This is a genomic window from Herbaspirillum autotrophicum (genome assembly GCF_001189915.1).
GTDB classification, from domain to species: Bacteria; Pseudomonadota; Gammaproteobacteria; order Burkholderiales; family Burkholderiaceae_D; genus Herbaspirillum; species Herbaspirillum autotrophicum.
The window spans coordinates 17846-39750 of record NZ_LFLS01000028.1; the positions used below are offsets into that span (position 1 = coordinate 17846).

Below are 21905 nucleotides of genomic sequence, written 5' to 3' on the forward strand. Positions count from 1 at the left end.
TCCGCGTAGCCGCAGTCGCTCAATGGATCACGAACGCACCCACCGTGGTGCTCAGTTTGCGCGCCTGATCCTGCAGCGACTGTGCCGCCGCCGCGGCTTGTTCCACCAGCGCGGCGTTCTGTTGCGTCACCTGATCCATCTGCGTGATGGCGTGATTGATTTCATCGATGCCGGTGCTTTGTTCGCGGCTGGCATCGGTAATGTCATTGATCACGTTCTCCACCCGCTTGACGCTGGCGACCACGTCACTCATGGTCTGACCGACCTGATCTGCCAGCTTGCTGCCGGAACTGACTTTTTCCACCGAGTCGTCGATCAGCGTCTTGATTTCCTTGGCCGCTGCCGAACTGCGTTGCGCCAGGCTGCGCACCTCGGATGCCACCACGGCAAAACCGCGTCCCTGTTCACCGGCGCGCGCGGCTTCGACCGCGGCATTCAATGCCAGGATGTTGGTCTGGAAAGCGATGCCATCGATCACGCTGATGATGTCGACAATTTTCCGGGAAGAGGCATCGATGGCGCCCATGGTATCGACCACCTGTTGCACGATGTCGCCGCTTTTGAGCGCCACCGAGGTGGCCACCGCCGCCAGTTGATTGGCCTCTTTGGCGTGATCGGCATTTTGCCGTACCGTGGCGGTCAGTTGTTCCATGGCCGAGGCCGTTTCTTCCAGCGAGCCGGCCTGTTCTTCGGTGCGCGCGGACAGATCCAGATTGCCGCTGGCGATCTGGCTGCTGGCGGTATTGATGGCATCGGTACCCGCACGCACATCCCTGACGATCTGCTGCAAACCGTCATTCATGCTTTTCATCGACGCCATCAGGCTGGCCTGGTTACTGCCATTGCTCACCACCCGGGTAGTCAGGTCACCTTGCGCAATCTTGTGCGCCAGTGAAGCGGCGTAGGCCGGTTCTCCTCCCAATTGCTGCAGCAGGCTGCGCATGATCAGTGCGGCAGCGGTGATGCCGGCGATCAGGGCGATGGCACCGAGCAGCAACATGACGCGGCGGGCCTCGCTGTAGGTGGCTTTGGCCTCTTGGTTGGCATCCTCGTTGAGTTTGTCTTCAACGCGTGCCAGTTCCGCCAGCGAGGCGCGGCGCTGTGATTGCATGGCGGTGAGACGGCCGGCCAGCAGAGTCTTGATCTCGTCGGTTTTGCCCGCTGCCCCGGCGCTCGTCACCTGGTTCAATATCGGCGCTGCCTCGGCGGCCTGCGCCTTGATCGTGAAGAAGCTTTTGCGTTCCGTCTCGGTAGTTTCATCGAGCTCGGCGAACATCTTGCCCAGCTTCAATTCCGTATCGGCATAAATGGCAATCTGCTGTTTCAGCCGCTCGGTCTGCTGTTGCATTACCGTGGCATTTTCGGCCAGCGCAATATTGCGCGTGATCAGCGACTGTTCGTACACCGCCGCGCGCATGGTCGCCAGATGGCTGGTTTCCACGTTATTGACGTCGGTGATCGAGGTGAGCTGTCGATTGATATTCGCCATTTTCATCAACGCCACCACAATGATGCCGGCCAGCAAGATGAAAATGAAAGAAAACCCCAGGCTGAGCCGGGTCGAGACTTTCAGTTTTGTCAGGTTCATTTCACGCCTTCTGTGAGGAGTTGTCGACGGACAGATTTGCATCGTTCGGACTGAAACAGAACAACCAGGACATAAGAACGCATGTGCTCTGCCACCCCCGCGGCGGATCCCATGTGTGCAGATGATTGTAGGCAGGTTTTGGATGCGTCAAAAGCAGAACAGCGACGCTTACAACGTGTAATTCACGCTTTATGGCGACCGCAACCAGAGCGCAGCAGCGCGGTGCAAGTCTGACAATGTTGCCGTTGCGGCCATGGTTGCCGGGCGGAGAAACGGCGTGAGAAAGTCCGGGCCTGCCGCGCTTCGTTCAGCGCGAGGGAAACAGGATGCGCACTTTCAAACCACTACCCGCGAGATTGTCATGCAGGCTGATCTCGGCATGGTGCAGGGCGGCGATGTCGCGCACGATGGCAAGGCCGAGGCCGGCGCCGCTGGGATTGATGTTCTGCGCCACCGGTGCGCGATAAAACGGCGCGAAGACCCGTTCGCGTTCGGCAGCCGCTATGCCGCTGCCGGTGTCTTCCACTTCCAGGACGGCGCGCGGCTTGCCGGCATCGTCGTTGAGGTTGGCCTCGGCCAGAACGCGCAAGGTGATCTTGCCATGCGCCGGGGTGTAGCGAATGGCATTGTCGAGCAGGTTGCTGACCAATTCATGCAGCAGCGTGGGGCTGCCGGTGATCTGGATATCGGTATCGGCTTCCAGTGCCAGATCGATGTGTTTGGCGACCGCATTTTGCGCCAGCTTGAGCGCCGCTTCGCGCGTGGTTTCGGTCAGCGACAACGCCTGCATGCCGCCGGCGGCCACGCCGTGTTCGGCACGCGCCAGCGTCAGCAGGCGATTGGCCAGATGCACCGTGGCGTCGGTAGTGCCGGCCATGCTTTCGACCAGTTCGCGCAGCGATTTGAGATCGGCAGCGGGGCGGTCGAACTCGCGCAGTGCCAGTTCCGATTGGGTTTTCAGTACCGTCAGCGGCGTGCGCAGTTGATGCGAAGCATCGGCAATGAAACGGCGCTGGCCGTTGATCAGGTTTTGCAAGCGCGCCATGTAACCGTTCATGGCCAGTACCAGCGGCTGTACTTCCTTGTGTACTCTGGTGGGATCGAAATCGGACAAGTCGGTGGGAGCGCGGGTCTCGACTTCGCTTTTCAATTGCATCAGCGGACGCAAGGCAAAGCGCACGGTGAACCACACCAGCAGGGCCGCGATACTGACCAGCAGGGTTTGGCGCCACATGGTGTCGAACAGGATCTTGCGCGTCAGTCCACGGCGCGCATCCATGGTTTCGCCGACCTGGATCAAGGCGATGCCGCGCATCGAGTCGTCGTAGACCGGCTGATGCAGCGCGGCGATGCGCACGGCTTGTCCGTGGTAGTTGGCGTGATAAAAATGGACCAGCGCCGGATAGGCTTCCGAACGTTTGACGCCGGGCGGGATCGGCGGCAGGTCGTTATAGCCGGACACGAATTCACCGCGCACGCCGGTGACCTTGTAATAAATCCGGCCCAGCGTATCGGTTTCAAAACTGTCCAGCGCGACATAGGGCACATCGGCCACTACCTCGCCTTTGACAATCGAGACGCGTTCGGCCAGCGCGCGCGTGGACGCCAGCAGCGAACGGTCATACGCGACGTCGGCGACATCGACCGCGTTGTCATAGACCGATACCGCGTCGAGTGCCACCAGAATCAGCAAGGGGATCAACAGCCAGCGTACCAGTTGGCCGCGCAGGCTGCCGAGGGTGTTGCCGGCCGGGGCTGTCATGGCGCGCTTTGCAGCAGATAGCCGAGGCCGCGCAAGGTCGTGATCGCGACCCGGCCCGGCGCTGCCGTTTCCAGTTTTTTGCGCAAGCGGTGAATATAGATTTCAATGGCATCGACGCTGGCATTGTCATCCAGCGAAAACACCTGCTGAAACAGTTTTTCCTTGGCCACGGTCTGGCCGGCACGCGTCAGCAAGACTTCCAGTACCGCGTGTTCGCGCGGTGTCAGCGCCAATGCGGCATCACAATAAGTAAACATGCGCGAGACGGTATCGAAACTGAGTGCGCCGCAGCGGATGGTGACTGCTTCGTTGCCCTGCGTGCGGCGCAGCAAGGCTTTGACGCGCGCTTCCAGTTCCGCCAGTTCAAATGGTTTGGCCAGATAATCATCGGCCCCCAGATTGAGACCGTTGACGCGGTCATTGAGGCCGCTGCGCGCGGTCAGGATCAGCACCGGGGTCTTGTTGCCGCGTGCGCGCAGGCGCTTGAGTACTTCCAGTCCATCCATTTTCGGCAGCGTCAGGTCCAGAATCACCAGCGCGTAATCTTGCGTCAGCAACAGACTGTCGGCGTCGGCCCCGTTGCCGGCGCACTCCACGGTCAGATGGGCATCGCGCAAGGCTTTGGCCAGCCAACGGGATAATTCGACATGATCCTCAACCAATAAGATGCGCATGAGCCGGAATGTGGAGTGGTGAAAAAACGAACAAGATCGAGGTGAACACGATTGTAGTGACGATGCGCTGTGCTGGCGTGATGTTAACAGAAGCCGGACCCGGCCGGCGTTGGAAATTCGCACTGAAAGGCGATTGAAAGATTGGCCGGGTAGCATGCGACCAATAAATTAAAACCACTATAAGACAAATAATCCGAGACTGACATGGCAAAGACCTGTTTACCTGCTTACCCGTTGTACAGTGTGTCGCGACCTGCGGCAGAGATGTTGTTCTTTGCCGGAAGCGTCGCTTGACTAACCTGAGCGGGCGCACGTAATGAACACATTTTTCCGTATCCGATACCTGAGCGCATTGAGTGCCGCCATGCTGGGCTTGCTGTGCCAGTCGGCATGGGCCAATCCGGAGTGCATCGTGGCGGCCAAGCCGGGCGGCGGCATGGATGTCAGCTGCAAGCTGCGGAAAAAAGCCATTCGTGCCGGTGGCATGACGCAGGAACTTGCACTGAATTATTTGCCGGGCGGCATCGGCGCCGTGGCCTGGAGTTCGGTGGTGTCGCACCGGCGGGGCGGCGCTGATTCCCTGGTGACGTTTTCCGGCGGTTCGCTGCTCAATCTGGCGCAGGGCAAGTACGGCAAGGCCGGCATTGCAGACGTGCGCTGGGTCGCTGCCATCGGTACGGATTACGGCATGATTGTCGTGCGCAAGGATTCGCCGTATCGCAATTTGCGCGAATTGTTCAGTGCGATACAGCAAGACCCTTCCAAGGTCACGATTGGCGCCAGCGGCACCGTAGGCAGTCAGGATTGGCTCAAGATTGCCTTGATTGCGCGCTACGCGAAGGTCGATCCCAAGAATTTCCGTTTCGTCGCCCTCGAAGGCGGCGGTGAAGCGTTTACCGCGTTGCAGGCCAATTACGTGCAGGTCGTGTCGGGTGATGCTTCGGAAGCGGCGCTGTATGCCCCCGAGGGCAAGTTCCGGGTACTCGCGGTGTTGTCCGATGCGCGCTTGCCCGGTGTGTTGGCCGATGTGCCGACAGCGCGCGAGCAGGGGTTTGATGTGACCTGGCCGCTGATTCGCGGCTTCTACATGAGTCCGTATGCCTCGGATGCCGACTACAAACGCTGGGTCGGGATCTTCGACAAGATGATGAAAAGCAAGGAATTCGAGCAACAGCGGCAGATCAGCGGCTTGTTTCCGTTCGCCATGACAGGCTCGGAACTGACCGAGTACATCAAGAAAACCGTCGAGCATTATAAAAAGCAATCGCAGGAACTGGATTTGATTCGTTGATCCAATTTATTCATTACATCAAGGAGATAGCACATGTTGGTAAAGCGTCGCATCGCAATCGCACTGGGTCTGGCACTGGCTGCCGGTTTTTCGCTGAACGCTGCGGCTCAGGTGCCGGCAGGTTATCCGGCGGATTACGCCAAGATCATCGATGGCGCCAGGAAAGAAGGCAAGGTCGTGGTTTACAGCACCACCGATTCGAAAGCCGCTGACGCGCTGATCAAGGATTTCAGCGCACTGTATCCGGCCGTCAAGGTTGAATACAACGACATGAACTCGACTGAAGTGTATAACCGCTTCATTTCGGAAGCCGCCGCCGGTGGCACCACCGCCGATGTGATGTGGTCGTCGTCGATGGATTTGCAGGTCAAGCTGGTGGCGGAAGGTTACGGCATGCCGTACAAATCGCCGGAAGCCGCTGCCGTGCCGGGTTGGGCCAATCTGAAAGATACCGCATACGGCACTACTTTCGAGCCTGCCGCGATTGTGTATAACAAGCGTCTGGTGCCGGCAGATGAAGTGCCGGCTACCCACGCCGAGTTCACCAAACTGCTGATCACCAAGCACGACAAGTACAAGAACAAGGTCACCACTTACGATATTGAAAAATCCGGTGTCGGCTTCAGCCTGATTACCCATGACCTGAAGCTGGATCCGCATTTCTGGGATTTTGCCAAGGCCCTCGGCAGCGTCGCGGTGCGCGTACAGTCGTCGACCGGCACCATGCTGGAGCGCATTTCCTCGGGTGAAAACCTGATCGGCTACAACGTGCTCGGTTCTTACGCCCTGACCCGCGCCAAGAAAGATCCGTCGATCGGCGTCGCGTTCACCAAGGATTTCAATCTGGTGTTGTCGCGCGTGATTTTCATCAACAAGTCAGCCAAGAATACCAATGCCGCCAAATTGTGGCTGGACTACCTGTTGTCCAAGCGCGGTCAGACCATCATTGCCAATGACGCGCAATTGTTTGCGATTCGCGGCGATGTCTCCGGCGCCACTACCTCGGCCGAGCTGACCAGGCAATTGGGCGCATCGCTCAAGCCGATGCCGGTGACTACCGATTTGCTGGAGTATCTGGATCAGACCAAACGTCTGGCATTCCTGAAGCAATGGAAAGACGCTGCCGGTAAGAAGTAAGCATCAGGCCGGCGATTCCGTGATCCGGAGTGGCCGGCAGTTTCATCCTTGCTTTTTTTCGTTCAGTTTCGATTCGCATTTCTAATAGTTGTTGATCACCCGGAACACGCGCGTGCGCGTAGTCCAGGCCCAAGGCTTGCCGACAGCCCTGGCGCCGTGTCTGCGGCGGATCTCTTCGGCGTTACTTTATACGGCAAAGTTTATGCAAACTCTTTCATTCACGCATCGGATGGCGCGTCTTAACTGGCCTCGCGGTCTGGTGGTCGTGCTGGCGTCGCTGGCCATTTTCGTACCGTTGATTCTGATTTTTTATCAGAGCTTTTTATCGGCGCCGTTCTTTGCGCCGGTCAAGACGCTGACGCTGGACTCCTATCGTTTTATCTTTGAGGATTCCGATTTCCGGCAAGCGTTTGTCAATGGTTTCTTCCTCGCCACCGGACTGGCAATCATTGCCGTGCCGCTGGGCGGGATGCTGGCATTTCTGATGGTGCGCACCGATCTGCCGGGCCGCAACTGGATCGCGCCATTGTTGCTGGTGCCGATTTTCGTATCGCCGATGGTGATCGGTTTCGGTTATGTGGTCTCGATGGGGCCGGTCGGCTTCTATACCGTGTGGGTGCGTGATCTGTTGTCGTATGTCGGGTTCGAAGGCGATCCGTGGAATGTCTATGCCTTTCCCAGCATCATCATCATCGCCGGCCTGACGCACGTACCGCATGTATATCTGTATGCCTCGGCCGCGCTCAAGAGTCTGGGGTCGGATGTGGAAGAGGCGGCACGCGTGGCTGGCGCGTCACCGTTGCAAGTGGCGCTTAACGTGTCGTTGCCGATGATCATGCCGGCGCTGGCCTATTCCGGCGTGCTGGTGTTCTTCCTTGGTTTCGAAGTATTTGGCCTGGTACTGGTGCTGGGCGATCCGGAAGGCCATCTGGTATTGGCAACGTATCTGTACAAGCTGACCAATAAACTGGGAACGCCTTCTTATCATCTGATGGCGGCAGTGGCGGTCTGTCTGGTGGCGGTCACGATGCCGCTGGTGATGCTGCAACGCTGGTTGCTGAAGTCGGCCAACAAATATGTGTCGATCAAAGGCAAGGGCTCGCGCCAGAAGGCGTTGCCATTGGGGAAATGGCGCTGGATTGCGTTTGCCCTGATTGCCGCGTGGTTGTTGTTCACGGTGATTGTGCCGCTGTCCGGCATCGTGCTGCGCGCATTCGTGTCGCACTGGGGCGAAGGCGTGCCATTGCTGGAGGTGCTGACGGTGCAGAACTTCCGTGATGTCTGGGAACAGCCATCGCTGGTACGCGGCATCATCAACACGGTGCTGATCGGTGTCATTGGCGGCGGTATCGCCGTCGCTTGTTACAGCGCCATCGCACTGGCGATGCACCGCAAGAATGATGGCATTACCCGCTTCCTCGATTACAGCGTGCTGGTGCCGCGTGCGGTGCCGGGTTTGCTGGCCGGCTTGTCGTTCCTGTGGGTGTTCCTGTTCGTGCCGTCCTTGCTCGATTCCGTACTTAAAGGTTTCGATAACGACGCGGCGCGCTGGCTCAGCGACAACCTGATTCCGCAACTGCGCGCATTGCGTTCGACCATCTTCTCGGTGTGGCTGGCGTATTCGGTGGTGTGGCTGGCGTATGGCCTGCGTCTGATTACCACGGCCCTGCTGCAGGTCGGTCCCGAGCTGGAAGAAGCGGCCCGCGCAGTCGGCGCCAAGCAGGGTCAGGTAACCCGCGACGTCACGCTGCCGCTGGTCAAGTACGGCATGCTCGGCGCCTGGCTGATGGTATTCCTGATTTTCGAGCGCGAGTATTCCACCGGGGTGTATCTGCTGTCGCCGGGTACTGAAGTGATCGGCGCGATGATTGTCTCGATGTGGGGCGCCGGTGCGGTGGACATGGTGGCAGCACTGTCCTTCATCAATATTTCGCTGGTGGCGATTGGTCTCGGGATTGCCTTGCGCTTTGGCGTCAAGCTGCACGACTGATCGACGACACCCAACCCTGTTTACTCAATTTGATCGTGGCGACGACGCCACGTTGATCTCAAAGGAATGCATATGTCAGAACTTACCGTCAACGATCTGTATCTCGATTACGGCAGCGGCGCCAGCGCCAATCCGATTCTCAAGGGCGTGTCGATGGAATTGCAGCGCGGCGAAGTGGTGGCCTTGCTGGGCCCTTCCGGCAGCGGCAAGACCACATTGTTGCGCGCAGTCGCCGGTCTGGAATCGCCGAAGGCAGGCAGCATTCACATCGGCGAGCGGCAAGTGTTCAACGGCAACGCCAAACTGGAAATCCCGGCCGAGGAACGCAATCTCGGGCTGGTGTTTCAGTCATATGCGCTGTGGCCGCACAAGACGGTATTCGACAACGTTGCCTACGGCCTGAAATTGCGCAAGATGGGCAGCAGCGACATTGCCGAGCGCGTCAAGGCGGTGCTGGGACAACTGGGACTGGGCCATCTCGGCGAACGTTTCCCGCATCAATTGTCGGGTGGTCAGCAGCAACGGGTAGCGATTGCGCGGGCGCTGGTGTACAACCCGCAAGTGATTCTGCTCGATGAACCGTTGTCCAATCTGGACGCCAAACTGCGCGAAGAAGCCCGTGCATTCTTGCGTGAGCTGATCGTCCGTCTTGGTCTGTCGGCGTTGATGGTGACGCATGATCAGGGCGAAGCGATGGCGATTTCGGATCGCATCCTGTTGCTCAACAACGGCAAGATCGAACAGCAAGGTACACCTCAAAGCATGTATCAGACGCCGGATACCTTGTTCACCGCAGAATTCATGGGCAGCAACAATCGCATGCCGGGCAAGGTGTTGCAGCGTGACGGTGCGCGCGTCACCTTGCAGGTCGAAGGCGGCACCGTGCAGGCAACCGCGCGCGGCAGCAATCTGGGCAACGATGTCACCGGCATCATCCGTCTGGAGCAAGTCAAGATTTCCGATCACCAGACCGACAATGCGATTCGCTTGCCGCTGTCGACCTGCATGTATCTGGGCGACCGCTGGGAATGTCTGTTCAAGGCCGGTGGCGTCGACACCGTCGGCTTGCGTGCGTATGCCCCGCACAAGCTGGAACAAGGCGATTACTGGCTGAGCTTGCCGCAAGAATCGCTGTGGGCTTTTTAAGTGAACCGATAGTGTGACCCCGACCTGGCTACGGCCAGGTCCATCCCTTTATTGCAATCCATGTCCTTGCCGTCACTGCGGCAAGGACCGGGACTGCTCACGTCCGAATTTTGGCAATCATGAAGGAGGTTAAACCACGCGCAGGGAAATCGCTGTTTGGAACATCACATCAAAAAATTCCAAAAATAAAAATGGAAGTCGGGACGCAACAATGAAATTTATACTGGAGATCGCATGAATCAAAAGAACATACTGGCAGCGGCGGTGCTGTCGGTCATCAGCGGCGCAGCCGCGGCACAAAGCAATGTCACCATCTATGGCTTGATCGATACCGGTGTCGAATATCTGACCAATGCCGGCGCCAATAAAGGCAGCGTGTTACGCCTCAGCTCGGGTGCGATGAACACATCGCGTATCGGCTTTCGCGGCACTGAAGATCTGGGTGGCGGACTGAAAGCAGTGTTCCAGCTGGAAAACGGTTTCAAACTGGATACCGGTGCATTCGATGATTCAACCGGTGCCTTGTTCAACCGCCAATCGACGGTCGGTCTGGAAGGTGCTTTCGGCCGCGTGGTTGCCGGTCGTTCATTTACCACGACGTATGACTTCATCTTGCCGTTTGATCCGATGGGCTATTCCGGACAGTATTCCTGGGTGACTTCGGCCGGCGCCACGCCTGCTACCAGCACTGCGCCGGTACGCAAGGACGGCATGCTGACCAGTGCCTCCAACATGATCAAGTATCAGGGCGATTTCGGCGGTTTCAAAGTCGGCGCCACGTACAGTTTCGGTGAAGTTGCCGGCAGCACCAACGACAGCGCCAAGTACTCGCTCGGCCTGGCATACAGTGCCGGTCCTTTCAGCGTCGCGACGACCTATGATCGCAGCAACGGCGCCATCGCCGCCAACAGCAATTCCTACGACAAAGCCAGCAGCATGCATCTGGCCGGCGGTTATCAGGCCACTGAAAACCTGAAGTTCAACCTCGGCTATCGCTACTACAAGAAGAGCCTGGCGACCAATGCCACGCCGCTGCGCAGCGATTTGTTCTGGGGCGGCGGCAGCTACAAGCTGACACCGGCGCTGACCTTCATCGGCACCATCTACTATCAGAACATCAAGGATGTACCGACGGCACTGGATGCGGATCCGATCATGTATTCGCTGCGTCTGAAATACGCCCTGTCCAAGCGTACCGATCTGTATGCCAGCGGTGCATTTGCCAAAGCCAAGAATGGCGCGAATGTCGGCGTGTCACGTGATGATCCCGGCTTTGACAACAGTCAGACCGGTGTGACGCTGGGTATCCAGCACCGCTTCTAAGCGGCATCGGCTGGCGCGCAACGCCTCTGCATGGCTTGTTGCGTCGCCGCGACGAAGTGACCCGGCCCGGATCGTTATCCGGGCCGTTTTCTTTGCATCGTTCGTATCCGTGGGGCAACGATATCGACATATCTGGATTTTCAGGAAGTCTCGCCAGACCGATGGTGACAGCCCATTTTTGATTGCTAACATGGCAACACAAAAACGGGAGGGTTGTAATCCATTTCGGACTGGAGGCGTAATGTATCAAGGTAAAAGTGTCGTCGCTGCAATGCTGTGGCTGACCGGGGGTGTGGCGCTGGCACAAACACAAGTGGCAGTCTATGGGCTGGTCGACGTCGGCGTCGGCTATCAGACCAATGCGGCACCCGACAAGAGTAGTCAGACGCGGGTAAATTCGGGGTCGCTGGCAACCTCGCGACTGGGCTTTCGCGGCAGCGAAGATCTGGGTGGCGGTTACAGTGCCTTGTTCCGGCTGGAAACCGGATTCCGCGCCGATACCGGCGCCTTGGAAGAGAGCGGCACGTTGTTCAGCCGGCAGGCCAATGTTGGCGTGGCCGGACCGTTCGGATCGATCATTGCCGGGCGTTCCTTCAGCACCACGCTGGACTTCATCTCGCCTTACGATCCGATGATTTCGTCGCACAAATATTCGTGGGCGCTGGCTTCCGGCATGGCGAACGGACGACGCGACGGCATGCTGATCGGATCCTCGAACATGCTCAAGTATCAAGGCGACTTCGGTCATTTCAAGTTGGGTGCGACTTACGGTTTTGGCGAAACGGCGGGCAGCAACATGGCCAATGCGCGACATGCCATCGGTGCCGGGTATACCAAGGGACGGTTCAGCATGGCAGTCACTATGGACCGTACCAATGGTCCGCTGGTTGCCGGCACTTATGAGCGGGCCAGCAGCACACATATCGCCGGTGCATATCAGGTGTCGGATAAATGGCTGCTGAATGCCGGTTATCGCCGCTACCAAAAACAGCAAACCGGTGGTCTGCCGGATTTGCGCAGCAATCTGTTCTGGGGCGGCGGCAGTTATCAACTGGCGCCGGCATGGACCTTGATTGGCGCGCTCTATTATCAGGATCTGAAGACGATGCAACCGAGCACCGAAAGTGATCCGGTCATGTATGCGCTACGCTTGAAATATGCCTTGTCCAAGCGTTCCGAGTTGTATGGCACCGCTGCTTATGCCAGGGCAAAAAACGGACAGATGGTGAGTTTGTCGCGCGATGAAGTCGGTTATGGCAGCAGTCAGGCCGGCCTCGCGTTTGGCATGTTGCATCGGTTCTGATCCGAGGCCATCTGTTCATCGTGAGCAGATGGCCGCTGCTGCTGTCGCCGACAGTCCGGTTATGCGATAGTAGCGGCCATGATGGATTCTTCTTTTCCGTGGCGCGCTTTTTTATTGACCTTGTTGATTGGTATCGCGGCGGCGCTGGTGTGTCTGCTCTTGCACACGCCGTTGCCGTGGATGATCGGCCCTTTGTTTGCTACCGCTGCGGCGCGCATGCGCGGCATCCGTTTGCATGCGCCGGTACGCGTGCGCGAAGCCGGACAATGGGTGATCGGCACCGCGCTCGGTCTGTATTTCACGCCAGTGGTATTGACTACGCTGGCGTCGTTTATTGAATGGACGGTAGCCGCAGTACTGTTTGCCATGTTGCTCGGCATGGCGTGTGCCTGGATGTTGCGTCAATTGACGGACATTGACTGGACCACCGCATTCTTTGCCATGGCCGTGGGCGGGGCTTCGGAGATGGCGACTCAGGGCGAGCGCTATGGTGCCCGTACGGACCGGGTCGCGGCGGCGCACAGCTTGCGTATCATGCTGGTGGTGGTGATATTGCCATTCGGGTTGAAGTTCATGGATGTGCATGGACTCGATCCCTATCAGCAGGCAACCCGCATGGTCGATATTGCCGGGCTGGTACAACTGATCCTGCTGACCAGTCTGTGTGCGCTGACATTGCGGCGCTTGCAGATTCCGAATGCCTGGGTGATCGGGCCGCTGCTGGTAACCATCGCCCTGACAGCCTGTGAAATTCATTGGTCGGCGCTGCCGCAATGGATGATCAATGGCGGCCAGTTATTGATCGGGGTGTCGCTGGGTACCCGGTTCACCCCGGAGTTTTTGCATACCGCGCCGCGTTACCTGTGGGGCGTCGCCGTCAGCGCGCTGGCGGCAGTGGCACTGGCGACCGGTTTTGGCGTGTTGCTGGCCTATGCATCAGGGATGCATGCCGCGACCGCGATACTGGCCACTTCGCCCGGCGGCATTGCGGAAATGTCGCTGACTGCCAAGACCTTGCAACTGGGAGTACCGATTGTCACGGCATTTCACGTGATCCGGATGGTGGCGCTGGTGCTGTTGATTGGCCCTCTGTTCCGTTTGCTGCGCCGGCTGCATGGCAGCCGCGAGACGGATTAGGCGTCTGGTTCGGTTGGTTCGAACTGGCCGGCGCTGCGATTCTTCTGGACCTTGTCCCAGGCAAATACCTGGCCATTCATTGCCACATAGACGCCATGCGGCAAGATTTGTGCAACACCGCAGGCGAAGCCGAAATTGAACTGGGCATCCGAGCCGGCAATGGCATAGGGAATCATGGCGCCGGTCAAGACGATGGTTTTCTGCAACTGCGCTGCACCGAGTACCTTGCCGGTATCTTGCATGGTATCGGTGCCGTGGATGACGACGATGGCGTTTTCTTCCGACCGGTCGCAGGAAGCCAGTACCCGCCGCCGGTCGATATCTTGCATATCCAGCGAATCCAGCAGCGGCAATTCTTCCAGTACCGGGGCAATGCGCATGCGCGCCAGCGCAATCACGGCCGGCAGATGACTGCCGGCAAACGTCAGCTGACCTGCGATCTCATCGTAATGTTTGTCGAAGGTGCCGCCGGTGGCGATGATGCGTAACGTCATGATAAGTCGGGTTCAGAAAGTAGGCGTTCTCATCATAACCTACATCCTGAACCTGCAAGCGGCCGGCGCGTTCAGGCCGCCAGTAACTGCAACGGCTGGTCGCCGGCGATGGCGGCGGCATCCGGTGCTTGCGGAATCTGGCCGTCAATCAGCAATGCAAACAGGCGACCGACATCAATCGACTGGATCAGCAACTGACCCTGATTGGCCTTGATGACCTGACTGATCAGCATCGACTCGCCTTGCATGGCAAATGGCGTGTGCATGATCTGGGCCGGATTGAATTGCGGTACCGCATGCAATTCGTCGACCAGCAAGCCGATGGTGTGCCGGCCCTCGCGCACGATCATGACCTGACTACTGCTGCTGAGGCCGGAGCGGGTGCCGCGCATCAGGTAGCCGAGGTCGAACACCCAGATGAATTCCTTGCGTTGATCGTCGCTGCGCAAGCCGAGGACGCCGATCTGTTCCGGCCGCACGCGCATGGAGGTGGGCAATACCTCGGTATAGGGAACCGCTTCCATGACGTGCGCGGCGGAAATGGCGAACAGATTGTTATCCGAAAAGAAGGTGGCGAATTCGATGCCGTCGCTCATGGCCGGGTCGGTGTCGAGATGATAACTGGCGCTGGTGGCCTGGACGCCATGTTGACGGGTCTCGCCGAACGACTCGAACACCACTGCGATCACATCTTCGCGGTAGCCGTCGCTGACCTTGAATTCGCGATAGCCGTTGGAAACGCTGCAGGCGACGATGGCGTATTGGTCGTCATGCACCGTCACTTGCGAGGCGCGCTCGCCATTGGCGATGCTCAGCAGCGCTGGGTCGATTTCCAGCGTGGCGCCGACCGCCCGCGTGGGATCGGTACTGGAAATGATGCGGGCGTTGCGATCAATATAGAACGCCGTCATTTTCTTTTTGCCGGCGATGCCGCTGGCAAGCATGTTGGCAAATTCCGGTGTGGAATCGAACACGATGCCGATGCCGCCGACCACATTGGCGTCGTTGTCGAGATCACGGATCGCGGCATGATAAATGTAGGTATCGCGGCCGTCATACAGCGCCGTGCCGGCAAACGGGCTGACGTGATATTGCTGCGCGGTGCGCAGGGCCAGTACTTGTTGCAGGGTGTCGGCATCGATCTGGCTGCCCAGTACCTGGCCGTCGCCGGTGGCGCCGGTGCTGGCGATGATATAGCCGTTGCGGTCGTAGACGAAGATGCGGGTATAGACGGTATACAAGCCGTTGATGTAAGTCAGAATGGCGCTGATGTTTTCAATCGTCTCCGGTGCCGGTGCCGGTTGCGCCAAGGCGATCCGCAGTTCCGGCGTCAGCGCCCACCAGCGGCAATCGTCCGAGCGTTCATAGAGATTGCGGTCGAGCAGATCGACCAGCAGGCTGGTGGTGAATTCGGCGTCGCGCATGCTGGATGCCAGCACGGTTTGGTACAAGTCATGAATCGATTGCGCAAACAATTCGTTGCTGCGATTGCCGGTTTCGCTGATCTGATCGAGGATGGTTTTCAGCTTGAGCATTTCGCCATGCTGACCGGCCGTCATGACCTGACCATTCCAGACGATGCGTTGAATGGTTTTGGCGGCGGTCATGATGTCGTACAGCGGCGGGCAAAATGAATGGGCGTGCGACAGCAGTCCTTCGGCGATCTCCGGCGACAGCGTAGTCAGCACTTCGCTCAGCATGCCGCTGAAGGCGATCTCCACCGGAATCATCACTTGCCCTTGCCAGCCGACCGGCCCGGGATAACCCTGATAGCCGCCCGAAGAAAACGTGCGCACCAGATATTCGCGGCCGCAAAACAGCATCAGTCTGGCATTGCCGTCACGATTGACCGGCACTTGAGTGCCGACCGGAATCCAGAGTGGATCGGCACTGGCGATGACGCGATCCTCGCCATCCAGCAACAACATGTTGGCGCGGGCTTCGGCATCGCGATGCGAGGAAAAAATGCCGCTCATCTCTTCTTCGAAATGGAAACAGAGACAGAGAATGCCAACCACTGCACCAGTTTGGGGATGATGCATGCGACGCGAATACATCAGCGCGCGCTCCTTGCCCGGCCGCAAGTCGCTGGCACGAAAGGTTTCGACGTAAGTTTCGGATGCCAGCGTTGCCGCCAGCAAGGGATCGGCACTGTGTTCGAGCGGTGTGCTGGGATCGATTTGCACCAAAACATTGCCGGCGGTATCGAGCAAGATGATTTCATCGTAGACGGTGTACTTGTTGCGGTACTCGCGCAGGCGATAACGGGCGGCATCGGCATTGGCGGTGACCCCGGCGACGAAGTCGCACAGCTCGCGGTCAGTCGCCAGGAAGCCGACATCGGCGGTGCGTTCGAACAGATTGCGCACCACGATATCGATGACATATTGGGCTTTGGTGCCGATCTCGGTCAGCACGTTGCGTACTTTTTCCTGTACCAGGCTGACCACCAGCTCGCGTTCAAGACGACTGAAGCCGGCGCGGGTTGCGGCCATGGTCGGCAGAATGGTTTTGGCTTCGGTCGGGCAATTCATCTTGGCGGATGCTTCAATCACGCGCCACATCAGATTGAGTTCCTGCAATGACTGTTCGCATTTGGTGACGTCACGCATGTAAGGCAGGAAGGTTTCCGTTTGTATCGTTGATGCCAGTTCAGTCATGATTGATTCCCCGTTGGACGAATTCAAATGCCTTGGCACGTCGTCGTTTTTTTGATTATCTGTACTTGCGCGAGATGCCATGAAAGACAGGCAATTTGCATGCCATGTTTGGCGCAAATGACAATGGAAAAAATGGCGGATTGGCATCGGTTCTTGTCCAACTGACATGCCGCTCACCGATCTTTCGCGCAGTGCAGCAATTTTCTCCGGGTTCTTTATAATGGCCGCATCATGAAACCGCTCGCTCCCGGCACCGTCATCTTTCACCGTCATCGCGGCTATGGCGTCATCGTCAGCGTCAACTTGCTGACGGGCTGGATTGCTGCGCGTTTCGGCAGTGAGGTGCGAACGCTGGATTTGAATTTGTCGTCGGATGAGGTGCAGCATGCCGACGGCACCCCGATCATGTTCCGGCGCGCGCCGCCGGATCGCATGCCGCATGCGCGCCTGATGGCGATGCTGCGCGAATTGCACAAGGCCGGCTATCAGCGTTTGTATTTATACAGTTGGCCGAAACCGTCGGGTTTGCACTGGCGCTGGCATTTGTTTGCCGGTCCGCGGCAGTGGATCGAGCGGCCGTGGCGCGAAGGCTGGTATGGCTCGGGCGCGGATTACAATTTCAATCCGGTGTTTGGCTGGGGCGATAATCCCGGCGCCGGCGCCACCGATCTGGCCAGCGCTTTGGCGCAGTTCGACCCGCAAGGACTGGCGCAAGCGTTGGGGACCGATGAAGACCACACGCAGTGGTTTGCCAGCGTCTGCGATGCACTGCTGCCGGACTATGCCTTCAGTCTGGGCTGGGACCGGGCCGGGCCGATGCCCGAGCATTTGCCAGTGATCGCAGTCCGGCGCGGCGTACCGGAATATGCCGGGCCGCCGTTGCCTTGGCCGCCGGGCTGGATGCACCTGTGGAAAATTTCACATGCGGTGTATGCGCCGCCGGTTTTCAAACGGATCAGGTCAACGCCTCAGGATTGAGGATATTGCGCGGCGTGCCGTTGGCGAAATCGACGATGTTCTGAAACGCGGCGCGGAAATACAATTCATAGCCATCCTGTTCGACATAGCCGAGATGCGGCGTCGCCACCACGTTTTCCATGCGCAGCAAAGGCGCATCCGGGGGCAGCGGCTCTTGTTCAAACACGTCAATCCCGGCCCAACCCGGTCGCCCTTGTTGCAATGCCTGTTGCAAAGCGTTTTCAGCGACCAGTTCAGCACGGCTGGTATTGATGAAACAAGCGGTGCTCTTCATGGCGGCCAGATCGTCGGCGGTGACGATGCCGCGCGTGGCGTCATTCAGGCGCAAATGCAGGGAAAGCACATCGGCCTGGGCAAAAAAGGATAACTTGTCAGCGGCGACCAGATGTCCATCCTGGCGCGCCTGTTCCAGGCTGGCCGGACGGCCCCAGACCAGGATCTGCATGCCGAATGCCTTGCCATAGCCGGCGACCATGCGGCCGATCTTGCCATAGCCCCAGATGCCCAGCATCCGCCCCTTGAGTGCGGTGCCAATGCGATTGTGTTGCGGCGTTGCGGCTGCCTGTTGCCAGGCGCCGGCTTTCAGATTCGCTGCATATTGGGGAATGCGGCGCGTGGCCGCCATGATCAGTGCCCACGTCAGCTCGGCCGGTGCAGTCGGATCGCCGACTCCCTCGGCAATCGCGATCTGGCTGGCGGTGGCGGCGGCCACGTCAATGTGACCGCTGACCTTGCCGGTTTGAGAAATCAATTTCAAGGCCGGCAATTTTTCCAGCAGGACCTTGTTGAAACTGCTGCGCTCGCGGATCAGCACCAGTGCCTCAAAGGACGCCAGACGCGCCGCCATCTGACCAGCGCCACGGGCGGTATTGGTGAATACCTTGACCTCATGTCCGGCCAGTAATTGGAAGCAATCGAGTTGGCGAACACTGTCTTGATAATCATCGAGTATGGCAATTTTCATGGGGTCTCCTATGCTGGAATGAGAGCATGATAAAACGTTTGAGATGAATGTGTGCTGGCAACGCAAGACGACGCTGTTGCGGAACAGGTGGCGCCAGAAGTTGATGCCTGATTTTTTCTCCGGGGCGTAAACCGACAATTGCCGCAAAGACAGAGCCACGTTGCGATGCAGCATGTCGTAACAAAAAAACATAAAGACGGAAATCGTAAATTTCCTACTACATTACTCAACTACTTTTCACTACAGATTTGGTGCCGGAGGCCGCTTCCGGGTGTACAATCGCCGCCTGCTTTTGGCTTTGAATGTTGTTTGAAATTTAACGATTGGTGGTCCCCGCGAGCTGCTTGCAAACCGTGCAGCGTCAGGTAAAACCTGCTCTCGGATAACCAGTCATTTGACACATGAACCAGTCCGGCGCGCATCATGAGATGGCGCCATATGCGCGAACCACGAGTGCGGCAGCATAGCGGCGCCGCGCATGAGCACATGTGACGGCGGTATTGACGACTTCGGGATTCATCAGTCCGATGCTGCCGCGCGGGTCAGGTCATGCATACAGTTATTTTGGTCTTTGGAGGTTAAGTTTATGAATCAACCCGTCATGGGCGGCGTCGCGGCAGTGAATGCACCGGCTTTCGTCAAACATCAGAAACTGATCAACTGGGTCGCCGAGATCGCGGCATTGACCAAACCTGATCGCATCTACTGGTGCGATGGTTCGCAAGAAGAATATGATCGTCTGTGCGCCGAAATGGTGGCCGCAGGAACCATGAAGAAACTGAATCAGGAAAAGCGTCCGAACAGCTACCTGGCATGCTCCGATCCGTCGGACGTGGCACGCGTTGAAGATCGTACCTTTATCTGTTCGCAAGACAAGCTGGATGCCGGCCCGACCAATAACTGGACCGACCCGGCAGAAATGCGCAAGACCCTGCACGGTCTGTTCGATGGCTGCATGCGCGGCCGCACCTTGTATGTGGTGCCATTTTCGATGGGCCCGCTGGGTTCGCCGATTGCCCATATCGGTGTCGAGCTGTCCGACTCGCCATACGTGGCGGTCAACATGCGCATCATGACCCGCATGGGCAAAGCGGTGTACGACGTGCTCGGTACTGACGGCGAATTCGTGCCGTGCGTGCATTCGGTCGGCGCGCCGCTGGCAGCCGGACAAAAAGACGTGGCATGGCCATGCAACAGCACCAAGTACATCGTGCACTATCCTGAAACCCGCGAAATCTGGTCGTTCGGTTCCGGTTACGGCGGCAATGCGCTGCTCGGCAAGAAGTGCTTTGCCTTGCGCATCGCTTCGACCATGGGCCGCGATGAAGGCTGGCTGGCAGAACACATGCTGATTCTCGGCGTGGAATCGCCGGCCGGCAAAAAACACTATGTCGCAGCGGCATTCCCGTCGGCTTGCGGCAAGACCAACTTTGCCATGCTGATTCCACCAGCCACCATGGGCGGCTGGAAAGTCACCACCATCGGCGATGACATTGCCTGGATCAAACCGGGTGAAGATGGTCGTCTGTATGCGATCAACCCGGAAGCCGGTTATTTCGGCGTCGCCCCGGGCACCAATGAAAAGACCAATTTCAACTGCATGGCTTCGCTGCGCGCCAACACCATTTTCACCAACGTCGCGCTGACCGACGATGGCGATGTCTGGTGGGAAGGCATGACCAAGGAAGCTCCGGCGCATCTGATCGACTGGCAGGGCAAGGACTGGACGCCGGCGATTGCCAAGGAAAGCGGCCGCAAGGCAGCGCATCCGAATGCACGCTTTACCGTTGCCGCCACGCAAAATCCGGTGATCGACAGCGCCTGGGACGATCCGGCCGGCGTGCCGATTTCGGCCTTCATTTTCGGCGGTCGTCGTTCCACCACCGTGCCCTTGGTAACTGAAGCGCGCAACTGGGTGGAAGGCGTCTATATGGCCGCCACCATGGGTTCGGAAACCACCGCCGCCGCTGTCGGCCAGCAAGGCGTGGTGCGCCGTGATCCGTTTGCGATGTTGCCGTTCGCCGGTTACAACATGAGCGATTACTTCCAGCACTGGTTGAATATCGGCAAGAAAATTGCCGCGTCGCCCGCCGAACTGCCGAAGATCTATTGCGTCAACTGGTTCCGTACCGATGCTGACGGCAAGTTTGTCTGGCCCGGTTTTGGCGACAACATGCGGGTGCTGAAGTGGATGCTGGAACGGATTGAAGATCCGCAAGGCATTCGCGTCGGTGGCGTCGAGCACATTTTCGGCGTGTCGCCGCGCTTTGAAGATCTGCAATGGGACGGTCTGGAGTTCTCGCGCGCCCAGTTCGATACCATTACTTCCATCGACAAGGCAGCGTGGGCGCAGGAAGTGGTCTTGCATACCGAACTGTTCGACAAGCTCAAGCATCACTTGCCGAAAGAACTGGAAGCGGTCAAGGCCAAGCTCGAAAAGCAACTGGCCTGAACTGAACAGCAGCATTGAATCCGGCAGCGGTAATGTACCGCCGCCGGTCTTCCCGAACGGTCATCGTCACGATGGCCGTTTTCTTTTGGGCAATGCCATGTGGCTGTCATCGTTTTGTAAAAACAAAAAATATCACCCTGAAGTAAGATGGCGACGGGAACGAAATCCCGCGATTGGTTTTCTGATTCGCGGGTAGCCTGCATATCAGCGATTGCGGCGGAAACGTGCCCGGACTTGCATTTTCTGCAAGTGGCGGCGCTGCCTGCCACTCAGTTGCCGATAGTCAAAAGCAATCAAAAGTATTAAATAAATAAATTTGATCTATTTCTACCCGAGCCTTACTATCACTACATCTTCTTTCAACCCAGCAAAAGGAAATAGCAATGTCCCTTATCAATACGACAATCAAGCCATTCAAAGCGACTGCTTACCACGACGGCAAATTCGTTGACATCACCGAAGCATCCCTGAAGGGCAAATGGTCTGTTTTCGTGTTCTACCCAGCCGACTTCACTTTTGTCTGCCCGACTGAACTGGAAGATCTGGCAAACAACTACGCCGAATTCAAGAAACTGGGCGTTGAAATCTACGGCGTTTCGACCGACACGCATTTCGCGCACAAAGCATGGCACGACACTTCGGAAGCCATCAAGAAAGTGCAATACCCACTGGTCGGTGATCCGACAGCAACACTGGCGCGCAACTTCGACGTGCTGATCGAAGAAGAAGGCCTGGCACTGCGCGGTACGTTCGTGATCAATCCAGAAGGTCAGATCAAGATTCTGGAAATCCACGACAACGGTATCGGCCGCGACGCTTCGGAATTGCTGCGCAAGGTGAAAGCTGCTCAATACGTGGCTTCCCACCCAGGTGAAGTTTGCCCTGCCAAGTGGACTGAAGGCGCAGAAACACTGAAGCCATCGCTGGATCTGGTCGGAAAAATCTAAATCAGGTAATGGAGTGGACATGGCGTCCACTCAACGATTTACGGTGGTCTGGCAGTAAA

The 21905-nt window shown here is 57.9% G+C and carries 16 protein-coding genes; 10 read left to right on the plus strand and 6 right to left on the minus strand.

Annotation, left to right across the window (positions count from 1 at the left end; genetic code table 11):
• Nucleotides 1-19 precede the first annotated feature (19 nt).
• The 3 genes from AKL27_RS19425 to AKL27_RS19435 all read right to left on the minus strand — a co-directional run bounded on the left by AKL27_RS19425 (nucleotide 20) and on the right by AKL27_RS19435 (nucleotide 4024).
• A complete protein-coding gene (locus tag AKL27_RS19425; protein ID WP_050464519.1) occupies nucleotides 20-1588 on the minus strand; it encodes a methyl-accepting chemotaxis protein in 1569 nt (522 codons plus the stop codon).
• Nucleotides 1589-1895: 307 nt separating this feature from the next.
• Complete coding sequence (locus tag AKL27_RS19430) at nucleotides 1896-3350, minus strand: sensor histidine kinase (RefSeq protein WP_050464520.1); 1455 nt, start codon at nucleotides 3348-3350, stop codon at nucleotides 1896-1898.
• A complete protein-coding gene (locus AKL27_RS19435; RefSeq protein WP_050464521.1) occupies nucleotides 3347-4024 on the minus strand; it encodes a response regulator in 678 nt (225 codons plus the stop codon). The genes AKL27_RS19430 and AKL27_RS19435 overlap by 4 nt, the downstream gene beginning before the upstream one ends.
• A gap of 316 nt (nucleotides 4025-4340) precedes the next feature.
• Between AKL27_RS19435 and AKL27_RS19440 the strand changes: the two genes are divergently transcribed.
• From AKL27_RS19440 to AKL27_RS19470, 7 genes are all read left to right on the plus strand, one after another.
• The gene (locus tag AKL27_RS19440) at nucleotides 4341-5315 is read left to right on the plus strand and encodes a Bug family tripartite tricarboxylate transporter substrate binding protein (protein ID WP_050464522.1); all 975 of its coding nucleotides are present in this window, start codon (nucleotides 4341-4343) and stop codon (nucleotides 5313-5315) included.
• Between the two features lie 33 nt (nucleotides 5316-5348).
• Nucleotides 5349-6452, plus strand: a complete 1104-nt coding sequence (locus AKL27_RS19445) for an ABC transporter substrate-binding protein (protein ID WP_050464523.1) — start codon at nucleotides 5349-5351, stop codon at nucleotides 6450-6452.
• A gap of 202 nt (nucleotides 6453-6654) precedes the next feature.
• Nucleotides 6655-8442, plus strand: coding sequence for an ABC transporter permease (locus AKL27_RS19450; RefSeq protein WP_050464524.1), 1788 nt, complete (start codon nucleotides 6655-6657; stop codon nucleotides 8440-8442).
• 72 nt (nucleotides 8443-8514) lie between these two features.
• Nucleotides 8515-9588 carry an ABC transporter ATP-binding protein gene (locus AKL27_RS19455; protein WP_050464525.1) on the plus strand — a complete coding sequence of 358 codons (1074 nt, stop codon included), beginning with the start codon at nucleotides 8515-8517 and terminating at the stop codon, nucleotides 9586-9588.
• 234 nt (nucleotides 9589-9822) lie between these two features.
• On the plus strand, nucleotides 9823-10911 hold the full coding sequence (locus AKL27_RS19460; RefSeq protein ID WP_050464526.1) for a porin: 1089 nt from the start codon (nucleotides 9823-9825) through the stop codon (nucleotides 10909-10911).
• A 241-nt stretch (nucleotides 10912-11152) separates the two neighbouring features.
• A complete protein-coding gene (locus AKL27_RS19465) occupies nucleotides 11153-12214 on the plus strand; it encodes a porin (RefSeq protein WP_050464527.1) in 1062 nt (353 codons plus the stop codon).
• A 78-nt stretch (nucleotides 12215-12292) separates the two neighbouring features.
• Nucleotides 12293-13351: an AbrB family transcriptional regulator gene (locus AKL27_RS19470; protein ID WP_050464528.1), complete on the plus strand. Its 1059-nt coding sequence runs from the start codon at nucleotides 12293-12295 to the stop codon at nucleotides 13349-13351.
• Here AKL27_RS19470 and AKL27_RS19475 read toward each other — a convergent pair.
• Complete coding sequence (locus AKL27_RS19475; RefSeq protein WP_050464529.1) at nucleotides 13348-13845, minus strand: asparaginase domain-containing protein; 498 nt, start codon at nucleotides 13843-13845, stop codon at nucleotides 13348-13350. The genes AKL27_RS19470 and AKL27_RS19475 overlap by 4 nt on opposite strands.
• Nucleotides 13846-13916: 71 nt before the next feature.
• Nucleotides 13917-16505 (minus strand): chemotaxis protein CheW, encoded by a 2589-nt coding sequence (locus AKL27_RS19480; protein ID WP_050464530.1) that lies wholly within the window; start codon nucleotides 16503-16505, stop codon nucleotides 13917-13919.
• A 231-nt stretch (nucleotides 16506-16736) separates the two neighbouring features.
• Here AKL27_RS19480 and AKL27_RS19485 point away from each other — a divergent pair, with 231 nt between their 5' ends.
• On the plus strand, nucleotides 16737-17483 hold the full coding sequence (locus tag AKL27_RS19485) for a hypothetical protein (protein WP_050464531.1): 747 nt from the start codon (nucleotides 16737-16739) through the stop codon (nucleotides 17481-17483).
• Here AKL27_RS19485 and AKL27_RS19490 read toward each other — a convergent pair.
• The gene (locus AKL27_RS19490) at nucleotides 17461-18447 is read right to left on the minus strand and encodes a D-2-hydroxyacid dehydrogenase family protein (protein WP_050464532.1); all 987 of its coding nucleotides are present in this window, start codon (nucleotides 18445-18447) and stop codon (nucleotides 17461-17463) included. The two genes, AKL27_RS19485 and AKL27_RS19490, sit on opposite strands and share 23 nt — an antisense overlap.
• Nucleotides 18448-19033: 586 nt before the next feature.
• Between AKL27_RS19490 and AKL27_RS19495 the strand changes: the two genes are divergently transcribed.
• Together AKL27_RS19495 and ahpC are read left to right on the plus strand one after the other, a co-directional pair.
• Nucleotides 19034-20899, plus strand: a complete 1866-nt coding sequence (locus AKL27_RS19495) for a phosphoenolpyruvate carboxykinase (GTP) (protein WP_050464533.1) — start codon at nucleotides 19034-19036, stop codon at nucleotides 20897-20899.
• Between the two features lie 383 nt (nucleotides 20900-21282).
• On the plus strand, nucleotides 21283-21846 hold the full coding sequence (gene ahpC / locus AKL27_RS19500) for an alkyl hydroperoxide reductase subunit C (RefSeq protein WP_050464534.1): 564 nt from the start codon (nucleotides 21283-21285) through the stop codon (nucleotides 21844-21846).
• The last annotated feature ends 59 nt before the right edge of the window (nucleotides 21847-21905 follow it).

Excerpts from the sequence above, each read along its gene's own strand:
- AKL27_RS19490 (WP_050464532.1), bottom strand. The coding sequence starts at position 18,447 with ATGAAAATTGCCATACTCGATGATTATCAAGACAGTGTTCGCCAACTC.
- AKL27_RS19440 (WP_050464522.1), top strand. The coding sequence starts at position 4,341 with ATGAACACATTTTTCCGTATCCGATACCTGAGCGCATTGAGTGCCGCC.
- AKL27_RS19480 (WP_050464530.1), bottom strand. The coding sequence starts at position 16,505 with ATGACTGAACTGGCATCAACGATACAAACGGAAACCTTCCTGCCTTAC.
- AKL27_RS19430 (WP_050464520.1), bottom strand. The coding sequence starts at position 3,350 with ATGACAGCCCCGGCCGGCAACACCCTCGGCAGCCTGCGCGGCCAACTG.
- AKL27_RS19450 (WP_050464524.1), top strand. The coding sequence starts at position 6,655 with ATGCAAACTCTTTCATTCACGCATCGGATGGCGCGTCTTAACTGGCCT.
- AKL27_RS19470 (WP_050464528.1), top strand. The coding sequence starts at position 12,293 with ATGATGGATTCTTCTTTTCCGTGGCGCGCTTTTTTATTGACCTTGTTG.
- AKL27_RS19475 (WP_050464529.1), bottom strand. The coding sequence starts at position 13,845 with ATGACGTTACGCATCATCGCCACCGGCGGCACCTTCGACAAACATTAC.
- AKL27_RS19435 (WP_050464521.1), bottom strand. The coding sequence starts at position 4,024 with ATGCGCATCTTATTGGTTGAGGATCATGTCGAATTATCCCGTTGGCTG.
- ahpC (WP_050464534.1), top strand. The coding sequence starts at position 21,283 with ATGTCCCTTATCAATACGACAATCAAGCCATTCAAAGCGACTGCTTAC.
- AKL27_RS19485 (WP_050464531.1), top strand. The coding sequence starts at position 16,737 with ATGAAACCGCTCGCTCCCGGCACCGTCATCTTTCACCGTCATCGCGGC.
- AKL27_RS19495 (WP_050464533.1), top strand. The coding sequence starts at position 19,034 with ATGAATCAACCCGTCATGGGCGGCGTCGCGGCAGTGAATGCACCGGCT.
- AKL27_RS19455 (WP_050464525.1), top strand. The coding sequence starts at position 8,515 with ATGTCAGAACTTACCGTCAACGATCTGTATCTCGATTACGGCAGCGGC.
- AKL27_RS19460 (WP_050464526.1), top strand. The coding sequence starts at position 9,823 with ATGAATCAAAAGAACATACTGGCAGCGGCGGTGCTGTCGGTCATCAGC.
- AKL27_RS19445 (WP_050464523.1), top strand. The coding sequence starts at position 5,349 with ATGTTGGTAAAGCGTCGCATCGCAATCGCACTGGGTCTGGCACTGGCT.
- AKL27_RS19425 (WP_050464519.1), bottom strand. The coding sequence starts at position 1,588 with ATGAACCTGACAAAACTGAAAGTCTCGACCCGGCTCAGCCTGGGGTTT.
- AKL27_RS19465 (WP_050464527.1), top strand. The coding sequence starts at position 11,153 with ATGTATCAAGGTAAAAGTGTCGTCGCTGCAATGCTGTGGCTGACCGGG.